The 20,630-nt window shown below is 49.7% G+C and carries 22 protein-coding genes; 11 read left to right on the top strand and 11 right to left on the bottom strand.

Annotated features, from left to right (window positions below; translation table 11 throughout):
- Window positions 1-86: 86 nt before the first annotated feature.
- From ACS5NO_RS10010 to ACS5NO_RS09995, 4 genes are all read right to left on the bottom strand, one after another.
- The gene (locus tag ACS5NO_RS10010) at window positions 87-617 is read right to left on the bottom strand and encodes a hypothetical protein (RefSeq protein ID WP_439415009.1); all 531 of its coding nucleotides are present in this window, start codon (window positions 615-617) and stop codon (window positions 87-89) included.
- A gap of 779 nt (window positions 618-1,396) precedes the next feature.
- Window positions 1,397-2,212 carry a hypothetical protein gene (locus ACS5NO_RS10005; protein ID WP_439415008.1) on the bottom strand — a complete coding sequence of 272 codons (816 nt, stop codon included), beginning with the start codon at window positions 2,210-2,212 and terminating at the stop codon, window positions 1,397-1,399.
- A complete protein-coding gene (locus ACS5NO_RS10000; protein WP_439415007.1) occupies window positions 2,202-3,122 on the bottom strand; it encodes a hypothetical protein in 921 nt (306 codons plus the stop codon). Before ACS5NO_RS10000 ends, ACS5NO_RS10005 begins: the two co-directional genes overlap by 11 nt.
- 280 nt (window positions 3,123-3,402) lie before the next feature.
- Window positions 3,403-3,978 carry a Crp/Fnr family transcriptional regulator gene (locus ACS5NO_RS09995; protein ID WP_439415006.1) on the bottom strand — a complete coding sequence of 192 codons (576 nt, stop codon included), beginning with the start codon at window positions 3,976-3,978 and terminating at the stop codon, window positions 3,403-3,405.
- 174 nt (window positions 3,979-4,152) lie between these two features.
- Between ACS5NO_RS09995 and ACS5NO_RS09990 the strand changes: the two genes are divergently transcribed.
- Window positions 4,153-5,760: a hypothetical protein gene (locus ACS5NO_RS09990; protein ID WP_439415005.1), complete on the top strand. Its 1,608-nt coding sequence runs from the start codon at window positions 4,153-4,155 to the stop codon at window positions 5,758-5,760.
- On the opposite strand, the gene ACS5NO_RS09985 is transcribed toward ACS5NO_RS09990, so the two are convergent.
- Entirely contained in the window at window positions 5,726-5,953 is a 228-nt protein-coding gene (locus ACS5NO_RS09985; protein ID WP_150876354.1) for a DUF2905 domain-containing protein, read from the bottom strand. The genes ACS5NO_RS09990 and ACS5NO_RS09985 overlap by 35 nt on opposite strands.
- Window positions 5,954-6,324: 371 nt before the next feature.
- Here ACS5NO_RS09985 and ACS5NO_RS09980 point away from each other — a divergent pair, with 371 nt between their 5' ends.
- The 3 genes from ACS5NO_RS09980 (at window position 6,325) to ACS5NO_RS09970 (ending at window position 8,497) form a co-directional block, all read left to right on the top strand.
- On the top strand, window positions 6,325-6,732 hold the full coding sequence (locus ACS5NO_RS09980) for a helix-turn-helix transcriptional regulator (protein ID WP_150876355.1): 408 nt from the start codon (window positions 6,325-6,327) through the stop codon (window positions 6,730-6,732).
- 106 nt (window positions 6,733-6,838) lie between these two features.
- The gene (locus ACS5NO_RS09975; protein WP_439415004.1) at window positions 6,839-7,267 is read left to right on the top strand and encodes a hypothetical protein; all 429 of its coding nucleotides are present in this window, start codon (window positions 6,839-6,841) and stop codon (window positions 7,265-7,267) included.
- Window positions 7,268-7,360: 93 nt separating this feature from the next.
- Window positions 7,361-8,497 carry a radical SAM protein gene (locus tag ACS5NO_RS09970; RefSeq protein WP_439415003.1) on the top strand — a complete coding sequence of 379 codons (1,137 nt, stop codon included), beginning with the start codon at window positions 7,361-7,363 and terminating at the stop codon, window positions 8,495-8,497.
- Here the strand turns inward: ACS5NO_RS09970 and ACS5NO_RS09965 are convergent, their stop codons facing one another.
- A complete protein-coding gene (locus ACS5NO_RS09965) occupies window positions 8,498-10,027 on the bottom strand; it encodes a glycoside hydrolase family 140 protein (protein WP_439415002.1) in 1,530 nt (509 codons plus the stop codon).
- Window positions 10,028-10,141: 114 nt separating this feature from the next.
- On the opposite strand from ACS5NO_RS09965, the gene ACS5NO_RS09960 reads away from it, so the two are divergent.
- The 4 genes from ACS5NO_RS09960 to ACS5NO_RS09945 all read left to right on the top strand — a co-directional run bounded on the left by ACS5NO_RS09960 (window position 10,142) and on the right by ACS5NO_RS09945 (window position 13,480).
- Window positions 10,142-10,660 carry an L-threonylcarbamoyladenylate synthase gene (locus tag ACS5NO_RS09960; RefSeq protein WP_439415001.1) on the top strand — a complete coding sequence of 173 codons (519 nt, stop codon included), beginning with the start codon at window positions 10,142-10,144 and terminating at the stop codon, window positions 10,658-10,660.
- A gap of 56 nt (window positions 10,661-10,716) precedes the next feature.
- Window positions 10,717-12,249 carry a CCA tRNA nucleotidyltransferase gene (locus ACS5NO_RS09955; RefSeq protein ID WP_439415000.1) on the top strand — a complete coding sequence of 511 codons (1,533 nt, stop codon included), beginning with the start codon at window positions 10,717-10,719 and terminating at the stop codon, window positions 12,247-12,249.
- Window positions 12,250-12,285: 36 nt separating this feature from the next.
- Complete coding sequence (locus ACS5NO_RS09950; RefSeq protein ID WP_114405262.1) at window positions 12,286-12,489, top strand: hypothetical protein; 204 nt, start codon at window positions 12,286-12,288, stop codon at window positions 12,487-12,489.
- A gap of 169 nt (window positions 12,490-12,658) precedes the next feature.
- Window positions 12,659-13,480, top strand: coding sequence for a YciE/YciF ferroxidase family protein (locus ACS5NO_RS09945; protein ID WP_439414999.1), 822 nt, complete (start codon window positions 12,659-12,661; stop codon window positions 13,478-13,480).
- Between the two features lie 125 nt (window positions 13,481-13,605).
- Here the strand turns inward: ACS5NO_RS09945 and ACS5NO_RS09940 are convergent, their stop codons facing one another.
- Entirely contained in the window at window positions 13,606-14,889 is a 1,284-nt protein-coding gene (locus ACS5NO_RS09940) for a DUF2851 family protein (protein WP_439414998.1), read from the bottom strand.
- 179 nt (window positions 14,890-15,068) lie between these two features.
- Complete coding sequence (gene pyrF, locus ACS5NO_RS09935) at window positions 15,069-15,881, bottom strand: orotidine-5'-phosphate decarboxylase (RefSeq protein ID WP_439414997.1); 813 nt, start codon at window positions 15,879-15,881, stop codon at window positions 15,069-15,071.
- Window positions 15,882-16,021: 140 nt separating this feature from the next.
- Between pyrF and rfbC the strand changes: the two genes are divergently transcribed.
- Both rfbC and ACS5NO_RS09925 read left to right on the top strand, forming a co-directional pair.
- On the top strand, window positions 16,022-16,567 hold the full coding sequence (rfbC, locus tag ACS5NO_RS09930) for a dTDP-4-dehydrorhamnose 3,5-epimerase (protein ID WP_439414996.1): 546 nt from the start codon (window positions 16,022-16,024) through the stop codon (window positions 16,565-16,567).
- Window positions 16,568-16,757: 190 nt separating this feature from the next.
- Entirely contained in the window at window positions 16,758-17,528 is a 771-nt protein-coding gene (locus tag ACS5NO_RS09925) for a tyrosine-protein phosphatase (protein WP_439414995.1), read from the top strand.
- A gap of 34 nt (window positions 17,529-17,562) precedes the next feature.
- On the opposite strand, the gene ACS5NO_RS09920 is transcribed toward ACS5NO_RS09925, so the two are convergent.
- Entirely contained in the window at window positions 17,563-18,255 is a 693-nt protein-coding gene (locus tag ACS5NO_RS09920) for a type 1 glutamine amidotransferase domain-containing protein (RefSeq protein ID WP_439414994.1), read from the bottom strand.
- A gap of 185 nt (window positions 18,256-18,440) precedes the next feature.
- On the opposite strand from ACS5NO_RS09920, the gene ACS5NO_RS09915 reads away from it, so the two are divergent.
- A complete protein-coding gene (locus tag ACS5NO_RS09915) occupies window positions 18,441-18,842 on the top strand; it encodes a hypothetical protein (RefSeq protein WP_439414993.1) in 402 nt (133 codons plus the stop codon).
- A gap of 31 nt (window positions 18,843-18,873) precedes the next feature.
- Here ACS5NO_RS09915 and ACS5NO_RS09910 read toward each other — a convergent pair whose 3' ends face one another.
- Window positions 18,874-19,290 carry a hypothetical protein gene (locus ACS5NO_RS09910; protein WP_114405269.1) on the bottom strand — a complete coding sequence of 139 codons (417 nt, stop codon included), beginning with the start codon at window positions 19,288-19,290 and terminating at the stop codon, window positions 18,874-18,876.
- Window positions 19,291-19,508: 218 nt separating this feature from the next.
- Window positions 19,509-20,537: a DUF6807 domain-containing protein gene (locus tag ACS5NO_RS09905; protein WP_439414992.1), complete on the bottom strand. Its 1,029-nt coding sequence runs from the start codon at window positions 20,535-20,537 to the stop codon at window positions 19,509-19,511.
- Window positions 20,538-20,630 lie beyond the last annotated feature (93 nt).

Below are 20,630 nucleotides of genomic sequence, written 5' to 3'. Positions count from 1 at the left end.
GCTGAGCCGAATGAGACAGGATGGGGTATTTGGAAAGGGGAGCCACGAGCCGCCATTTGCAGGATAATTTTAACATTTGTGTAAAATTAGCGTCCTGCTGTATACAACACGGAGACAGTATAAAATACATACCGCCGATTTCCGGAAACGGGATCATTTGGAAAATTCTTATAAATGATATTGGCGGTTGGAAAAAGTAAAAGCTTCTTACCAAGGGGTATATCATATCGTAGGGTGATCGCTGGAAATCGTAAAGGAATAGAAAAATGAATTTGATAAACAGGATCGTAAAATTTTATCGCTTTGTTAAAAGAATTAAACAGAGAATACCCGATACCGATCTTATAATTTCTATTGAATTTATTTTTTATCCCCAAACTTCGCAGTATGGAAAATTGGTGGTTTATAATCAACCCCCGTCGGTAGTTTCCGGGAATGGTATCGGGATTAATCCCAAGATCGTCATAGCGCAGCGTTGGTACATACGAAAATGACCATTGATTGGCAACCTGATAAGTAAGAACCGCTTGCAAACCTAGTCCCTGTATATTCCGCTCATAATTATACGGCATGTAATAGGAGAAGGTAGGAATCGGTTTGAAATTAAAAAAGTTCATAGCGGTACTTTGACAGGCAATACCAACACTATACGTAAACTTATTCTGTGAAAAGCAAGTAGTTGATACAACTAATAAAAAGTAAATAACTAAACATTTGACCATTTTTATGGCAGCAAAAACCGTTCCTAAATAGCCCCTATTCACTTTAACGTGATGAATTAGGTTAGTTTATTTTTGCCTACTCAGGCATTCATTTCAAGCAAACTTTTCACCAAATGAATTAGTATTAAAACTGCAACAATATGGAGCCTCCGCAAGGAAACAGCCGGAAACAATAAGCAAACGGCTGCCATTACCAGTGCAAGACTTCTAGAATCTTTTATATTAAAAAAATATTTGAATTTGAACGTGTAGAAGTAATAAATTAGACAACCTGCAACGGCACTGGTAATATACACAATCCAAAATCGATAGTCATTTTCGGTCAATGAACCTTCTACATAATTATCATATTTAATGCTTAGCTTCTCTGCAATTATGTTTACGTTCATTATGCAAATTTTATAAAATAGGCACAATTTTCTTAAAGCAAAACTAATCTTTTTCATTCTGAAATTCACTAACAAGATAACCTGTCATTATCATCCATAATAACCCGGTCAAAAGCGACATGTAAAAACCGGTCGTGGTTGGATCAAAGGAGCCATAGGAACTGAAAGCCATCATGCAGATTGCAAAAAACAGCCCGGCGAATGGAAGTTCTTTTCTTTGTTTTCTATTCAGTGGCATATCGTGATGCTAAAAACAAGAAACCGCTACGAACAAACGTTACCGAATTACTCTTCAGACTTTCTGTGCTTGCTGAGCCGAATGGGATAGGAAGCCGTGATCCGAAACGCGGAGCCTCTAGCTGCCATTTGCAGGAAATACGCGGTTTGGTTGATGGTATAATCTACGTCGACTGTTACCAATTTTCTCAATCCCTGCGAATAAACCAGTTGAATATCGAGCCGGTCTTTGTCGTGGCTTTTGAACTGAAAACCAATCCCGGCCTGAATCGAGGCCCCGCGCCGGTGGAGGACGTTGGGGAGTTTTTCATCAATTTCGATTGGATTCTGAAAGCCGCCAGTACCGCCGGATAAAGACCCTGCGCCATAATTGTCAAACTTAAACCAATTGAATGAAGCACCACCTGTAAGATATACATTAAAGATCATCAAATAACGGTAATCTACTTTATCGAGCCGTCCAATTCGGATATTATCTCTCAACATATAATCTATATTCAGCGGAAATTGAATAATGGGGGCGTAGGTACCGCTACCAACCGTATAACGGTTTCCCTTAATCTTATATATCCACCCAATATCACTCTCACAGATGCCCGTTGATACTCGCCATTTCGGAATGAAATTGTATTGAATCAGTAAACCCCAATAATCGTCGGATGGATTCCATCCCTTACTCAAATTGGAATTGGTAGATGTCCCATACGTAATATCTGAAAACACAGCTTGTATCCCCCCCGTTGGTTTCAGATAGACCAACTGAGCAATACTTTCTATGGGCATAAATGTTATAAAATAAAGTACTAAAACCTTCGCAATTGCGAAGGTTTTAGTACTTGATAGTTCCATAATTTTAATATCCATGATTTATTTCCATTATTTTTGAGCTAATTCCCCAATATAAATTGAAGAATTGAGCCTGAAATTTATAGCGATGTAATGCTGTCGTTGATTCATATGGACGACAAACCCAGTCATTGTGAGCCACCCAGTTAGCACTTGCTGATTGTTGATTAATAATCTCACCTTTACACTTTGGCTCATACCTAGCAACCCAATCAGCACCCATCGTTGTTGTCGTTGCCCACCAAATACCAGAAAATTGATTTTGTGATTGTGATTTCGCTACCAGCGCGAAGTAAATGCCCACTTTTTGGTATCGGAGTTTACAATCCATTCTAGTATCTCCAGTGTAGTAAGGAGTGTCATCGTCTTCCTTTTTATCTGCCCCACTTTCACTGAAGCATAACCGAGCGGAGCGGTTGCCGGGCTCACTTGCTTCTAAAAGTTCCAACACCTCCTGATCTGTACTGAAATAACGAATCTTTTCATGACTTGGGATATTTTTTGCCATTTCGGCCAGTAATTCGGAAGTTGCGTCTTGCTGATCCAAAACAAAAACTTTCTTGTCACATAAATTTATTTTGATGATCCATTTATCAATCTGAATAACTCCATCCGGGTTTAAGACTGATGCCAGATGTTCATCATCCAATGGACAACTTTCACTACTCCGCCGTGCACCAAATCGTTTACCAAGGTTCCGATATGATTCAAAATCCAGAGCAGTTTCCTTTGATTCCAAAAATTTTTCCTCGCTAACAGTGGCCGAGCGTTTATTCAAATCAAGCATATAGGATTCAAATACATCCCGGTTTGAGAATCGGAGTCGATCAGCAATTTTAACCACTTCCTTATTTTCCGCGGTTTCAGGAGTCAGCGTTGGACTGAGTTGAGTCGTTTCTTTCTGACAGGACAGTGTGGTAGCAACCAAAATCGGAATACCGAATCGTAATACATTTTTTATACTTTTACACAGGTTTTATGGTAAAACATCGAACGACACAAAACCGTACAGGAATGGAATCGCAGCCCCGGACCTGTGCGGTTTTTGCATGTACAAATCTGACAATTAGAACCGAAAAACCGCTTGACATTTGTCAAAAAACGTCTGACAAACGTCAAAAAATAGTGATCATTTTAGGAAAATATTCTTGCGTAGTACTTAAGTTAACAGCCTAAAAACAATCAGTTACATTTTTAGAATTTCCAGTTTATCGTTTCCGCAGTACCCGGCTCAAAGTGGCCGGATCAATCCTTAAATAGGACGCAATGTATTGGTTCTGAACCCGTTTCCACAACTCCGGGAATTGTTTCCGAAACTGCTCAACCCGTTTTTCAGCCTTGCTCTGCCGCAGTAAACGCAGCCGGTCTTCTTGGATGAGAATATGGTGTTGAAGGATCAGCCGACTGAGGTGATTAAACTCCTTAAAACGGTAGTGTAAATAATCAAGATCCTGTCGGGTAATGTAAAACAGTTCGGCCCGCTCCAAGACTTCGATGGATTCGTTGGATGGTTTATTCAGTAGAAAACCGGAACTCGAAAATACATAATGGCCTTCTTCCGCCAGCCAGGTCGTTACTTCCTTTTCTTCCTCCTGACAATAGCCGCGCACCAAACCCCGGGCGATGTAGTAAATCCGCTCTTCGGTTTCGCCAGCCCGGAGCAGGTGCGTACCTTCCGGCAAGCGCTGGAAAACAAGCCGTACTTCCAATTCATGCAAGGCTTCCGGAAACAACCGCCGGATAGCCAGGAGTTGATCGAACAGCTTTTTTTTCGCCGAAACCATAACTGAGGAGTTGAAGAGAAGTGTCCCAGATTTGACGGACGGATGTGACGGAAGTCACTTTCTGCCTATTTAATAGTACAGAATTGAGAATTTCCATTCACGCAAAAACCCGCTGTTTGATTTGACAAAAGGGGCGGAATACGTACCTTTAATCAGTACTTAATCAAAATGCTGATGATCAATCGTCTCACGAGAGGGCTTTGGTGCTGGATGCTGGTGGCATGTATTCCCGCGATGGCCCAATTTGAGCCTTCCATCCGCCTGGAATTGCCCATTAGTCAGAATTCAGAGGAGTTTTTCGACGTGACGACGCTCGGGGATCAGGGCGTTCTGGTGAATGTCCGGCATGGCGATTACTACTCATCGGCCCCCACCAAGTTCTCTTTCAAACGCTACGATACCGACCTCAAACTGCTCTGGTCGACGGATTATAAAATTGATGCGTTCTACGAACCAGTCCGGTCGGCCCGCACAGAACATTACCTCTACTGGCTGCTGAAAGAAACCGCCAACGAGAAAATTGCCATCCTGCGGGTGAACCTCACCGACGGAACGATGGAAACCTACCGGGGTGATCTGGTGACACCCATGGATATTTTTCATTTCAAGGTCCTGGACAACATCGCCTACCTCGGTGGGTATTACCGCTCCCGGCCGGTGGTGGTGTCGTTCTCGTTTTTCGACCTGACTTCCAAAGTGTTACCCGGTTTGTATTCCAACCACATTCAGCTCAACAACATCGAAGTCGATGAACAACGGCGACTGGTGCACGTCATGACCGATGCCACGCACCAGCGGAACTGCGAATTTACGGTTCGCACCTATTCGTATGAAGGCAAACTGATCCGGACGGTGAATCTGGACGGCAACAAACACAGTCTGATTTCGGGCAAATTACTTCCCCTCAACGACGAGGAATCGCTGCTCGTTGGCAATTATTCCAACGACTGCACGCCCTATTCGCAGGGGGTTTACATCACGCGAATCCGCAATGCCGCGTCGCCGGTGGGCGAAAGCACGGTGATTACCCCGACCGAAGACACCCGGTACATCGACTTTTCGGAGCTTCAGAATTTCTTCAACTACATGAAACCCAAACGCCAGCAGAAGATGATCGAGCGGTTGGCGCGTCGGAAAGACCAGGGCAAAGACACCAAGTTCCGGTATCGGCTGCTGGTACACGACCTGCTGCCCACCGACGAAGGGCTGATGCTGATTGCAGAAGTGTATTACCCCCAATACCGGGGCAGTTCTTATCCCTATCTGGGCTCCGGGCGCTCTTTTGATCGTTACCAGGAAGGCTACCGGTATACGCACGCGTTTCTGTGCGGTTTCGACAAAAATGGTAAACTACTGTGGGACAACTCCCTGCCCATTCCCGATCTGAGCAGCTACGATTTGAATCAGATGGTGCAGGTTTCCCGCCAGGGCAACACGACCATTCTGGCCTATCCACACGACGGCGAAATCCACGCCGAGGTGATTCAGGGCGGCAAGGTGGTGCGGGAGCAGGAGAAGTATTCGCTGAAAAAATTACGGGAAAACGAGAAAGTGGTCTATTCCGAAAACGAACAACTGGAAGCCTGGTATGACGGCCATTTTCTGGCCTGTGGATTTCAGAAAATTTCGACTGAACGCTCCCTGGCTCCTCCGCGTGAAGTGTTCTATATCAATAAAGTAACCCGCATTCCCGATGATCCGGACACCCGCCCGTCGAGCCGCTCGGCCAGCCCGGACGATACCAACGCTACCCGAAAAACTTCCGGATCAAAACAAAAATGAGGTTCAGCAGAACGCTGACGACGATGCAGGTGACAATCGGGAAATAAAAACCGCCGTTTTTACCTTCGATGCGAATGTCGCCCGGCAACCGACCGAGCCAGCCCAGTTTATCGCCAAAAAAATAAACGATCAGCCCGATCAGGACCACCACAACCCCAATTCCGATCAGATACTTGCCAATTCCTGCGTTCATACCAGTACATACGGTCGCTAACCCGTGAATGAATCGTTTCCTGCAAGTATAGACTACGTTCCTCAGAAAGACAATTTCCTCCCTCGCTAAACTTTTTTTCACTCGTCCGGCATACTCTGGACGCTCAATTACCAGACTTTGGAATAGATTACCGGTAACTCAAAATAAGGAATGCCAATGGTTTCGAAAACCGGCAAGTTTAGCGGTTTTCGCCAAACCGGATACTAAAACCCGATCTCTTTCCAGGAAATTATTGTATTCATTTGCTCCAACAATTGCACTTCCCAAAGTAGACTGGCTAGAACATCAAGGATAGACCGGGTTTGCCATCGCCCGATGTATCTACATTCACACCGTTCATCCAGAAAGCCATGAATCCGTTTCAATCCGTTGCTGTCCGAGACCATACCGTGTTGAAGTTGTGGGGTCAGATCGAGCAAAACATCGACAATCCCGATTTAAGCGTGACGGACCTCCTCGAATCGGCTGCGATGAGCCGCACCAACCTCTACCGTCGGCTCACTGCCAAAACCGGGATGTCGGCCACGGCCTTTATCCGGTACGTCCGGCTGACGAAAGCGCGCGATCTGCTCCTCGATCAAACGGATCTGACCATTTCCGAGATTGCCTTCTCGGTTGGCTTCAACAGCCTGAGCTACTTCACCAAACGGTTTACGGAGGTATTCGGCGTTTGCCCCCGGCGGTACCAGGAGACCCATGAACTCAAACCGCTTTCGGAACATCCGTTCAAGTTTTTGGAACATGCGTTGAAAGGTTAGGAACATCCGTAAAAGCGAAATTCTTCGGGATTAACAAACTTTACATCGGCCAATAAAACACTATTAGTCAGGTATTTATATCGATGTAAAACTAAAGCTAAACACCATGGAAAAGAGACCGCTGAAAGAACAGATCGACGCGTTGGAAAAACTGGCCAAAGACCCGAAAAGTCAGCAGGAAATCGGAAAAAGGCTGATTCAGGAAGTAGCGAAAGCGATGTACGAAGAACGAAAAGGGCTCGAAATATCGTCCCCCGACGCCGAAATTCCGATTCGGAAAGGCGAGATGGTTCCCCTGGAATTACGGAACCAGATCAAAACCGATGAAGCGGGGCTGGCGCTCCAGGATGCGCTGGTGCAGAACCTCAACCTCCGCATCTGGTTCCGGATCTGGGTTCGTTTCTGGTTCCGGATCATCGTCGACATTCCCCGGTTTGAAACCAGTCCGCTGAATTCGTTCAAGGATTTTGCTGATTCCATCGGCTTTTCGGAGGAAGAGATCAAACTCGTAGACCGGCTCAAAGGCATGTCCTGAAACCGCTTGCCATCCCCCGCCGAAGAATCCCGACCAAAAGGGGTTCTTCGGCTTTTCACTCCCTTTCCGAACCGCCTTACAACAACCTCTATCATGGACAATTCCCTCAGCCTGATCATCAAATCGACCCGGAAGTGCAACCTGCGCTGCTCCTACTGCCACGACTGGCGCTCGCGCGGAACGGTTATTTCCTTCGAGATTCTGGCCAACATCGTAGCGAAAGCGTTTCGCGCGAAACGCTACAAGGTCATCAATTTTATCTGGCACGGGGGCGAACCGCTCCTGCTGGGGATCGATTTCTTTCGCCGGGCGCTCAGCCTGCAGCAGGCTTTTATTCAGGAAGGGCAATACGTCCTCAACAGCGTCCAGATCAACGGTACGCTGCTCACGGAGGAATGGTGTGACTTTTTCAGGAAAAACCACTTTCAGGTGGGCGTCAGCGTGGATGGCCCCGAAGAAATCCACAACCGAAACCGGTCTTTTGCATCGGGAAAAGGGAGTTTTCAGCAGGTGATCAAAAGCATCGACCTGCTCAAAGAATACGGGATCGGCCACGGCGTTCTGCTGGTTTTGAACGAAAACACCAAGCGTTTACCGGCTCCCGAAATTTTTGATTTCATCACCCGGGATCTGAAAGTCGACAACTTCTCGTTCCTGCCCGCCGTTCCCGACAACCTCATCGGCCAGAACTCCGGCGAACGCGCGACGACTGATTACCTGTCGCTAGAAGACTACGAAGAGTTTATGATCCGGATTTTCGACCATTGGTATGCCCTCGACAACCCCGACATTCGGGTGCGCGAGATCGACGGCATTGTGCGTTCGGTGATGCGGGGCAATCCACAGGTCTGCACGCTGGCCGGGAATTGCCTCGGCGGTTATTACCACATCGAGCCCGAAGGCGACGTTTACCACTGCGACAAATACGTCGGTGATCCGATGTATAACCTCGGCAACATTCTGGAATCGGATTTCGATTCGCTGTTTAAATCGCCCCAAATGCGGGCGTTGCGCCGACAGGAACGGGACAACCTCCAGCGACTATCGGCCTGTCAACACTACGGAATCTGCAACGGCGGCTGCCCGCACGACCGCTACATCGCTAAAAAATACCGTACGGATTTTACCGGCGAGTGTTGCGGTCAAAACCGGCTGATCTCCCACATCATCCGGGCGTTGGGACAGGACATCGGCGCAGAAAAAATGGCGGTTTTTGGCCATACGGTTTAGCTATTTCTTCAGGCCAAAACCCGCAAACGGCGCTTTCGCATCGTCCAGCACAAGCACCCAGTCCGTGGTTGGGCCGACAATCGGGGCCTTGAACTCCTGCGGGCCGGTATTCGGAAACACCCCGATTTTCTGGCTCTTTCCATCGCGGGGATTATACCAGTAGGCCAGCACATTCGGCGAAGCGGTCAGCCGGGCGAGGTCAATTTTCAGCGGACTGCCGTTGGGCGTGTAGGCAAACAGGAAGTTGTCGTCTTCCGAAATGGCGGCCACCTGGTGATTGCCGTCGTCGGGATTGGTGTTCTGAATCAGACGCTCGTCGGGCATCAGCCGCGTCCACGGATGCGACTCGTACAACCGGCGCAAAATTCCCATCTGAAACGCCCCGGCATGGTCGAGTGCCCGCTTCCAGTGCGTACGGGCGGCCGAAACCGGCGGATTTCGGTCGTTATCGAAAAACTGCCAGATGTTGTGGTTACCGTAGGTATGCCCGCATCCGCCCGACAAAACCGCCCACCAGGCCGCCTGCCGCACATCAAAATCGTCAAAATAGCCCTGCTCCGGTTTGTGCGCAATCGGATGGTCTTCGTAACGTGGTTCACCATCGAGCGTCGGTTTGGGTGGAAACATCGCGTAATTCTGCCGTTGCATCACGTAATTCTTCTTGTTCCTGGCACTGTGTCCCGACTGAAACAGATTAATGTTCAGCCATTTATCGCTGTGAAAAAATCCTGACGAGTTGCTGTCGCCCTGCGGGTGATAGGTCATGAGCTTGGTGCCGCCGTCGCCTTTCTTGATGCCTTCCGCCATCGCCCGGACAATGGCCAGCCGTTGCTCGTCCTCCGGATTGCGGTCACCGCCCAAAATCCAGATAACCGGTTTGCCCCGGTAGCGTTTGCCAATAAACTCACCATACGTCCGGGCATTGGCAGTATTGAAAATTTCGGGGCCTTTTCCCCACTTCTTATTGAATTTATCTCCCCAGGTCGGCAGCAGCCCAACGACCAGCCCCAGCTCCGTGGCCCGGTTGACCACCCAGTCGACATGCTGAAAATACGCTTCATTGGGCTTAGTGGGGTCGTTGCCCACCAATGGCAACTGACCGTACTGATTAGGCTGCGTCAGCCCGTCGAGTTCGGCCAGCACCACCGCCTGAATCACGGTAAATCCCTTAGCCGCCCGGTTTCTCAGGTACAGATCGGCTTCTTCCTTCGTCAGCCGGTGGAACAATTCCCAGGCCGTGTCACCCAGCCAGAAAAACGGTTTTCCATCCCCCCGCATGATGTAGCGTTTGTCGGGAATGATGTAGAGTTTGGACAAGGCAACGGTTTCTTTCGAAGCCGCAGCGGGTTTCTGGGCATATCCTAAAACGGACAGGAACAGGTAGATAATTCCAAAAATAAACGTCTTTTTCACCCCTAAAGTAATGCGCGACCCCGACCCTGAAGGGGGCTTGGAAGCGAATTTTTCCAGATGCAAAAAGTCCCCTTCAGGGGATTTAGGGGCAGTAAGCGAAACGACTACTAAATTCATGGGTCAGGAATAAGGGGCTGTAAAAACCGACATTTGAATGAAATCTAAGACGGTTTGCTTATAATTCAAACACCTTTCCAAAAACTTGCCGTACTTTTGCGGCTTGTTACAGCTATGACACCAACGCCACGCGATATTGTTGCCGAACTCCGGCAGGGACGACTCATCCGGCTGGCCGACGAAACCGGGGTTTCACTGGCCTGCGATCCCGGCCATGCGGAAGCCGTCGAACATCTGCTGGATGTTCGGAAAGACCTGGTTCCGGCCCCGCTTCCCACCATTCTCATTTCCGACAATAGTCAGCTCAACCTCTATGTCCGGCCTGTGCCGGATGTGGCCTGGGACCTGATCGAGTTCGCCGAAATGCCCCTGACGGTTTTATTGTACAACGGCATCAACCTGCCCGACGCCTTCCGGTTGCAGGTGCCGCTGCGGAAAACCCTTAGCGAATCGGTGCGACAACTCATCGGCGCGTTTGGCCGGGGGCTGCTGACCTTGCCGTTTGAAGATGCTGAATGGCCGGTCGGTCTGGCAAAACCGCCCATTTCGTGGGGCGAACTGCCGGCCAAAATCCAGTTGCCGCGTATTATGGAGTTAGGTCCAAAAGGGGAAGTAGCCTTTTTACGAAAATAATGAGCCGTACCGCCACTGCCGACCAGGATCGGAACGATTCGTTATTCCTGTGTTCTATGAACTTTACGGAGACCCTACATAGCAATCCCATTTTTGAAGTCATCGCCCGTCAGGCGGCTGCGCTGGACGTTCGTGCGTATGTCATCGGCGGTTTTGTACGGGATCTGATTCTGAAACGTCCGTCGAAAGACATCGACATTGTGTGCATTGGCAGTGGCATCGACCTGGCCGAAGCCGTGGGCCGGGAGTTGAAAGTGCCCGTGATTGTGTTTAAGAATTTCGGAACGGCCATGTTACCGGCTCATCCCGATCAAACTACGTATACCGAGGCAACCGAAACCGTTCCAGGCAGTCGTTCGCTGGGCTGGGAAGTGGAGTTTGTGGGCGCCCGGAAAGAATCCTACCGCTCCGATTCGCGAAAACCGCTGGTTGAAAACGGCACCCTCGAAGACGACCAGAACCGCCGGGATTTTACGATCAACGCGATGGGTATTAGCCTGAACGGGAGCGATTTCGGCCAGTTGCTCGACCCGTTTGGCGGTCTGGACGATTTGCGCCGGAAAACCATTCGCACCCCGCTCGAACCAAAAATCACATTTTCCGACGATCCCCTTCGCATGATGCGGGCCATCCGATTTGCGTCGCAACTGGGTTTCGACATCGAGCCGGACACGTTCGATGCGATTATTGAAATGAAAGACCGGCTGGCGATTGTTTCGCGGGAACGGATTACGGACGAGCTGAACAAGATTATTCTGTCGACCAAGCCATCATACGGTTTTAAACTGCTGTATCACGCCGGTTTGCTGGAACTTATTTTCCCGGAACTGCTGGCATTGAAAGGCGTTGAAACCATTGAGGGCAAGGGCCATAAGGACAATTTTTACCACACGCTGCAAGTGCTGGACAACGTGGCCGAACGCTCCGATGACCTCTGGCTGCGGTGGGCGGCTTTGCTCCACGACATTGCCAAACCGGCTACCAAACGCTTCGATCCGAAAGTGGGCTGGACGTTTCACGGCCACGAGGACTTGGGAGCCAAACAGGTTCCGGGCATTTTTCGCCAGATGAAATTGCCGCTGAACGAAAAAATGCGGTTTGTTAAAAAACTCGTCCGGTTGCACCTTCGCCCCATTGCCCTGGTGAAAGAACAGATTACCGACTCGGCACTCCGGCGGCTGCTGATCGAAGCGGGCGACGATCTGGAAGCGCTGATGAACCTCTGCCGGGCCGATATTACGTCGAAAAACTACGACCGCGTCAAGAAACACCTTGCTAATTTCGACAAGGTGGAGCGCAAACTCCGCGAGCTGGACGAAAGGGATAAACTGCGTAATTTTCAGCCGGTTATCACGGGAGAACTCATCATGGAAGCCTTTGGCCTGAAACCGTCGAAAGAAGTCGGCCTGATCAAGGTAGCCATTCGGGAAGCCATTCTGGAGGGTACCGTCGTCAACACGCTGGAGGCCGCAATCCCTTTTATGATCGAAGAGGGCCGGAAAATGGGCCTGGAACCCGTCAAAGAGCTGCCCATTCAGGCTGACCAGTCCGTAGCCCACGATTCCGCTTCACCAGAAAGCACGCCATAGATCCGACACGAAACCACCACAAACGCACAAAATACTATGGATAAGAACAACTTCCGGCGCTTTTTCGGCGCAACACTGACCATTCTGGGCATCATCGTCGTCTTGTTTGCCTGCGTGGCTTTCCTGTCGGATGCCAAACCGGTGTTGGGCATGAGCATCACGAAATGGGAATCCCTGGCGCCTTTCATTGTCGGTCTGGTGTTCCTGGGTTCGGGCGTTAGTCTCATCAATAATTCGTAGCAGTTGATTTTCGCTGTTCCGGTTCTACGAGGAACCCCATCCGCGAAACGGGGTAATTCATCCACAGCGCTCACCTACTAACTTTCTATTTTTCAGGCGATTAATTACTGGTATAGCATTTGAGCATAGGATGTAAACTCAATGTTAAACCTGTTAATCAATTATCTGTATGGCTTCTTTCACGGAACAGTTAGCGAATTTTTTTGGCACGAGGGACACGGACACATCACTGCGTGAATTATTCATCAGCGAGTTGAAAGGCATCTATTATGCCGAAAAGCAAATTGCTGATGCGCTGCCAAACATGGCCGAAGCGGCTACCACCGATGTAGTACGCGACGGTTTTCACCAGCACCTGGCTGAAACAGAAAATCAAATTCGCCGAATCGAGCAAATCTTCCAGCAACTGGGGGTCGATGCCGACGAAAAGGACTGCAACGCCATCGATGGACTTATCGATGATGGCGATCTGGTGATTGCTGACACCGAATCGGGGTCATTAACCCGCGACGCCGGTTTGATCATTGCCGGACAAAAAGTTGAACACCACGAAATTGCTGCCTACGGCTCACTCCATTCCCTGGCTCGTTTGCTGGGGTATCACGATGCCGCTCAACTCCTGAGTGAAAGTCTGGAGGAGGAAAAAAATACAGACCGGAAACTGACTGAAATTGCGGAATCATTCATCAATGAACGCGCCAAAATGGAGTCCGACAACGATGATGATACCGACCGGGATGGCATCCGAGACCGGATGCGTGACACCGTTCGCGATGGCGACTACGGCCAAACCGTCGGTACCTACCCGGGTGGAAGCAGCTATTCCGGCGTGACCGGCAGCGGTACCGAAGAGAATGCGGATGCGGCAACCTGGCAACGGGATCAGGAAAACCGCACCTGGAAATCAGATGATGACACCCGATCCAATTCAGGCAACACGACCTACCGGCGCGATACCGATCCATTGACCGGCGGCCCGAGCGGTTTTTAAGGTTTTGTAACCGCAAAATGTAAAATATTGAACGCCCAATGTAAAAGTGGTTTAAGAGCGCTTAGCCTCTTCACTTTTACATTGGGCGTTCAATATTTTACATTTTGCGGTTCACTTTTCAGGTCTTACTTTCCCCGCAACAGACTCACCCCAATCTGACACGACAGACACTTTTTAGGCTGGCAAAAATTCTTGTACAGCTCAATGGATGCCTGCGAATCGAATGCCGTACGAACCGGAATCTTCAACTGCTGCCAGACCCGGGTCAAGCGGTTATCTTCCGCCGGAAGTTGTTCCAGCAAGCGGATGGCGCGCTCCCGGTATTCGGGCTGATCCTTGTGGTGGGAATAGGCAACCAGCAACGGAACAACGGCGTTAATTACCAGACTCTCAGCAGCTTTCTGCCCCAGTGTAGCCAGAACATGGCCGGATGCTTTCCCAAACCGATAATGCGTTTGCCAATAGGTAGACGGCGTAACCTGCAAATGCCGGAGCAAAACCCGACTGTCGTCCGTTTCGATCAAAACTGAAAACAGGCTGTTTCGGAAAGTCAGCAGTTGGGCAAACTGGGCCAGTCGGAGCGTTGGAAAGTTGGCCGGACGAAGCTTAGCCCATTTCCAGGCATAGGCAGGTAGCTTTTTGGCGGCAAGCTGGTATTTGGCCGCCAGAAAACGGTATTCCCGCTGCAATTCCGATTCATAGGCATCCGGGTTTTCGCTGTTCAGTAAACCGGCCGTCCCAAACAACATCGCTTCCAATTGCAAAAGCGTATCACGGTGTTTTTGCAAGGTTTTCAGCGGTACCTGACGGCTCAACTGGCCAAAAGGTTCGGTATTTACCTGAAACCCAAAAGCTACAGCCAGGAGCTGATACGTCGTCTCCTCCCAGTCCAGATCGGTGCTCTGAAACAGGGCCATCACGCCGGCGGCTTTTCGTTCCAGGCGTTGCAGCAAGGCTTTATCCAGCATGGCCGTCCGGCGCAGAGGTTCTACGCGGGCTATCTGAGCAGCACACGGTATGGGTCCCGATTCGGCCAGCAGGGTCTGATACCGTTGCAGGAGTGTCAGGTCCGCCCGCTCGCTCAGGCACAAGGTCGGAATAACCGAACCGTCCGACCGCTTTAACTCAAGAAACTCTTTTTCCCAGACAATATGCAGAATCACATTGTCGTAGGCCCGGTCGTGCTGGTGGCGGTGGAGCAGCCAGTCCCCGGCCCGCACGTGCGCTTCAACCGTTCCAACCCACTCGACCTCCCCCACAAAAAGGCGTGCGTGCGTAAAATCCGGCCCGGCATCCGGATTGCGGTACCCCGGATGAATCACCCGCAAGCCCTCCCCTTCCTCCGTTCGCAGATCGGTAGTGCGGAAATAGTGAAATTGCCAGAGAAAATAAATAAACTCTTCGGACATAAAGAGTTATGAATTAAGAGTTATGAGTAATAAGTTAAGAATGAAGCGTGTGACGGATCGTCCGTGCAGCTACGTATTGGAAGGAGAAAAAGGCAAAAAGTCACACTTCTCACCAACATTCTTTCCAAATCGCCCAATCATAACTCATAACTCTTAACTCATCACTCTTAACTCATCACTCAAAGGTACCCCGCCATTTCCTGCTGCAACGCCTGGGCTTCATTGGCTGCTTTTTGCGCGAAATCGGTACCGCCGGACGCGTACAGAATGCTGCGGGAGGCATTGACCAACAGACCGCACTGCTGATTCATGCCATAGCGCGACACCTCAGCCAGGCTACCGCCCTGCGCGCCCACGCCCGGAACGAGCAGGAAATGATCGGGGATGAGCGTCCGGATGTGCGCCAGTTCGTCGGCGCGGGTGGCCCCAACTACGTACATCATCCGGTCGGCTCCGGCCCAGGTTTGCGACGTCCGGATCACGTTTTCGTAGAGTTTTTCACCCCCAACGGGCCATTGCTGGAAATCCGAACTACCGGCATTGGACGTCAGGGCCAGCAGAATCACCCATTTATTTTCAAATTCGAGGAACGGTTCGACAGAATCCCGACCCATGTAGGGTGCCACCGTAACGGCATCAAAATCCAGCCCCGACGAAGCCGGGTCGAAAAACGTACGGGCGTATAAACCGGAGGTGTTGCCAATATCACCGCGTTTGGCATCGGCAATCGTAAAACAGTCTTTGGGAATGTATTCGAGGGTTCGCTGGAGGCTTTCCCAACCGCGGGGGCCCTGAGCTTCGTAAAAAGCAATATTGGGTTTGTAGGCAACGGCGTACTCCGCCGTGGCTTCAATAATTTGTCGGTTAAAGGCTGCCACCGGATCCGGTTCGCGTTGAAGATGCGTCGGTATCCGGCGAATATCAGTGTCCAAACCCACGCACAAATAAGATTTTTTAGTTAAAATAGTCGTATACAACTCATTAGCCGTCATAGGTTGATCGTCTGCTAAAGTTAAATTAGTTGGGTGCCCGTAAAAAAGGTGAGGCTCAAAATTACTGGAAGTAGATAGAGTTTCCTAAATTTGTCCGCTGATGCCGGACAAACCGGTTCTTTATGCTCAATTAGTATTTCATGCAGGTCATCAAAACGTCGATTGAAGGGTTGGTCGAATTACGCCCGAAGACATTTAAAGACTCCCGTGGTAGTTTTCTGGAGACATACAATCAACCGGTTTTCCACGAATTAGGCATCACCGCTCATTTTGTGCAGGACAATCAATCCTTTTCAACCAAAGGGGTCCTGCGGGGGTTGCATTTTCAGAACGAACCCTTTGCGCAGGGCAAACTGGTCCGGGTCATTACCGGGAAAGTGATGGATATTGCCGTGGACCTGCGCGATGGCTCGCCAACCTTCGGAAAATACGAAGCGTTTATCCTCGATTCGGAAATCAGCAACATGGCCTATATCCCGGAGGGTTTTGCTCACGGTTTCGTAGCCCTGGAGGATAGCATTTTTAGTTACAAATGCACCAATGTCTACAACAAATCCTGTGAGTCGGGAATCATCTGGAACGATCCTGATCTAAACATCGACTGGGGCATCGAGAGCCCGAACGTGTCTGATAAAGACCAACAGTTGGCTCGTTTTCGCGAATTATTTCCGCAATCTGTGTCTTAAATTTTCGGCGCATACCGATTCGTATCGAACCGCTCACCTGAGCGGTTTTTTTGTATCCGTTTAATAAACGAGCACTACCCATATTGTTAGTTTTGGCACGATTCATGTCCATTAATGAAGCAGATTGAGGGTGCCGTGCCAAACTTTTGTTCGGCACCCGAATCTCCTAACTTTCTAGTTACATACCCCAATGCCATTCGGTTTTCTGACTCGTGCCCGTACAAAAACCGCTAAGCCCGACGCGTCGGCTTCGGCTTCCGAGCTTCGTGTCGATGTTCATGCCCAACTGCTTCCGGGCAGTCAGGACGGAACCGATTCGGTTGAACACAGCATCAGTCTCCTTCGTGAACTCTCTGCGCTGGGCTTTCGGAAGGTCGTTGCAACCCTCCACATCATGGATGGTTTCTACCAGAATACCACCGACAGCATTTTTGCGGCCGCGTCGATTCTGAAGTACGAATTGCAAAAATTAAAGATTAACATTGAGGTGGAAGTAGCTGCCGAGTATTTTGTCGACATCAACCTACTCAGGATTCTTTACTCCAAAGCCGAGTTGTTGACGTTTGGCCAAAGCACGACCGAACGCTATCTGCTTTTCGATACCAGCCTGGTCAAACGGCCCTACGAACTGGACAAGGTGATTACGGCCCTTCAACAACGGAACTTGGTGCCGGTTATGGCTCATCCAGAACAATACATTTACCTGCAAAAAAATCCTGAAACAATGCGATACCTTCATTATCAGGGTGTTAAATTCCAATTAAACCTCCTTTCCCTCTCGGGTCAGCCCTCGCGGGAAGCCCGGAATCTGGCAGAATGGATGATCGACCAGCGGCTGGTATCCTTCGTCGGAACGGATATTTACCACGAAACCCAGCTACCCGCCATCAAGCAGGCCCGAAAACTTCCATATTATCAGAAGGTTTTGGAGAGCGGATTGTTGAACAACACCCTGATTTAATGGAAAAGAAACCGAACCATTCCTGCCGGTTTTGTTATTTTTCAACCATCTCTTCCATCACTTTCTTGCCGACTTTTCGGGCCGACAACGGATTTTGACCCGTCACCAACCGGTCGTCCACTTCAATGTAGGGCAAAAAGGGAATTAAACTTTTCCGATAAATTGCGTTCCGTTTCCGAAGCTCGTCTTCCAGCAAAAAGGGGACTTCATGGGTCAGCCCCAGGAGCCGCTCCTCCACGTTGGCAAAACCCGTAATCTGTCGGTTTTGAATCAGCAGGCTCCCATCCGACAAGCGCACATTCAACAGCCCGCTCACGCCGTGGCACACAGCCGCGACCATTCCACCGCCTTCGTAGATCTGCCGGGTGATCTGTTGAATAGGATCGTTCTCCGGAAAGTCCCAGAGCGTTCCGTGCCCACCGGTAAAGTAAATCAACTGGTAATGACCGGCATTCACTTCCTCCGGTTTCAGTGAATTCTCCAGCTTCGCTTTCAGTACCGGATTGGGATACCATTTGTCGTTCGTGTTGTCTTTCCGCTTCAAACTCCGCGCATCAATTGGCACTCTTCCCCCCTTTGGGCTCACGATGTCATATGGAATTTCTTTGTCTGATAATTCGTCATAAAAGTGGGTCAATTCACTCAACCAAAGGCCCGTTTTCTCCGGTTTGGTTCTGTAGTCCGTATGGTTAGTGCAAACGATGAGGGCCCGGATGGAAGGATTCATAGAGGGTTTCGGCAAAGTGATTGGGGTTACAAATATCCGCAAAATCACCGAAAAGAAAGGTCAGGTCTCCAGAAAACTACCGCCAACTAAAATTCTTCACTTCTTCTTTCTCACCCCTATATTATTTGGATTATTTCGCTATTTTTGACCTAACCGTACTGAAAACTTGTAAATAACCTATTATCATGAAAACCGCATCCTACGAGTCGATCAAAGCAGATCAGGCCTGGATCACCGTTACACAACACCTTCAACGCCGAAACCAGCTTATCACCGACGGCATCACTTTTCTGGAAAAACACCCTGCCGACCACGTTTTGGCAGGCCGGTTGGTCGTTATTCAGTACCATTTACGCGCCACAGTCCGGCGGTTAATGGAAGAAACATCAGCCACCCCTTCTCCGGCCTCCCTCAAACAGCAAATTAAACGACAGTGGCTGATGGTCCATCAACTGAATTTTCTGTTGCGGCAGATTGACGATGAACTGAGCAAAATGGGCTTTAACAGCCCGGTTTTTCGGTCGTGGATGAGCGCGAAATTAAACCGGTTTTCTTATAACACGCCGGCCGGTCTCTCGTTGAATTAGACACCGGCCGCCAATTTCACCGCATCCGTCTTCAGCCAACACAGGCGTTGGCCTCAAATTGCTGTAATCCCTTCCGCAGCTTTTCGATGTCTTCGACGGGCCAGTCCAGCCGTTTATTGGCCGACATCCGCCGAAGGTGCAATTGCGTCGCCTGCTCCAGAAGACGGCGTTTGGAAGGCGGCATTTGCAATGCCTGACTCATGAAGGGTGCTAACTCCTGCTCCAGGCGCACACAGGCATTGTCGGGCAAACCGAAATATTCAGCCAGCAACCGAACTTCACTAACCCGCCATAGACCCGGTTTCTGACGCCGTAGGCGAATTGTATTCTCGGTTAACCGAACGGTTTCGCTCAATCCCCGGCTGTCGACAGCACGGTCTTTCATCCGCCACATAATGGCCCGGTATGTGTTCATATAAGAGTCGATGAGCTGTTGCAATGGTTCCATGCTGGTGTCTTTAATGTGATTTGGGTTAATACCAGACACTGAATCAAAAAAAAAGCCATCCGAGTGATCAGATGGCACAAATTGACTTTTAGCACTTACTTGACGGTTAAAAGTAACCGATCATGGAGATAAGCAAATTTGCAGTAGCGTATGAAGCCTGCATTGGTCACAATAAAAACCCGCAGGCAATTACTATGCCTTGTTCGTTAAAAATTTAACTAATTCGCAAATTGATTGACTTTCTGGCTCAGCGCATCGTCGGAGACCGAGCCGGTTGTGATCAGTACCTGATACCGGAAAGTTACGGACTTACCCGCAGGTAGCACATAGTTCATCGGCTTGTCTTTGCCTTCGCTCATCACACTGGGGGCCAATGGATTAGCGGCATACAAACCGTATCCGCGCGAGTGCCAGTAGGTCGGATAGCCGATGTTTTTCGGATTATCCAGGAGGGCAACGGAAACGTTTTCACCGTTGATGACGCCCGTCAGGTTCATCCATTTGGCGCGCGTTCCCCAGACTTTTTCGCCTTCTACCCCTTCGCTGCTTTTGTATTTTCCGGTGACGCCCGTGTTGTCCATCTGGGATACTTTGGTCGCCACACCGCTCGCATCCGTGAACACTTCCGGCTTGTTCGACGGGTGTTCCAGTTGCCGGGCCAGCCGAATCGCCACCATGCCTTCTTTGTTGTCTTTAAACGTCACGTCCTTGCCCAGGGCTTTCAGCGTCGTTGTCCGGTCGATGATGCGTTCTTTTGGCGTACCGCGAAAAACAAACGTCGTCGTTTCCTGCAACAGGGGCTTGCCATCTTTATCGAGCCAATCGGCAGTCACGACCAATTCGCCCACATCTTTTCCACTTTTCAGCGATTTGATACCGGTGTGAACGATGGTGCCAAACGGGCCGCCGTGTCCTTTTACATCGTTGGAATTGTTCCAGAAATCGTGGCCATTCACATCGCCATAATTGAGCCACATCCCCACGTGGTGCGGGTGGTCGACACGCTCGCCGGGCCGGGGATCCATCGGCCAGCCGCGCGTGATAAAATTGCCTCCTGCCGTCCGGATCGGATACAGCACCGGTTTTTTCAGGACATCCGGGCCCGGATAGATGTAAGAGGTAAACGGTTTGCCATCAACAGTAACATCCACGCGTTTCTGCGCTTCATTGTTCGTCAGTTGAACAGCCTGCTTCTGAGCCATCGCACCGAGCGTTAACAGACAGAAGGCAAAAGTTAGTTTTTTCATTTTCAGGTGGCTATTTATGGGAACGCTGATTGAACGGATGCAACGGATTTTAACAGATAAATCCGTTAAAATCCGTTGCATCCGTTCAATCAG

It is taken from the genome of Larkinella fluvii, assembly GCF_051857545.1.
In the GTDB taxonomy this organism is placed as follows: Bacteria; Bacteroidota; Bacteroidia; order Cytophagales; family Spirosomataceae; genus Larkinella.
This window is presented reverse-complemented; position numbering and strand designations above follow the sequence as displayed.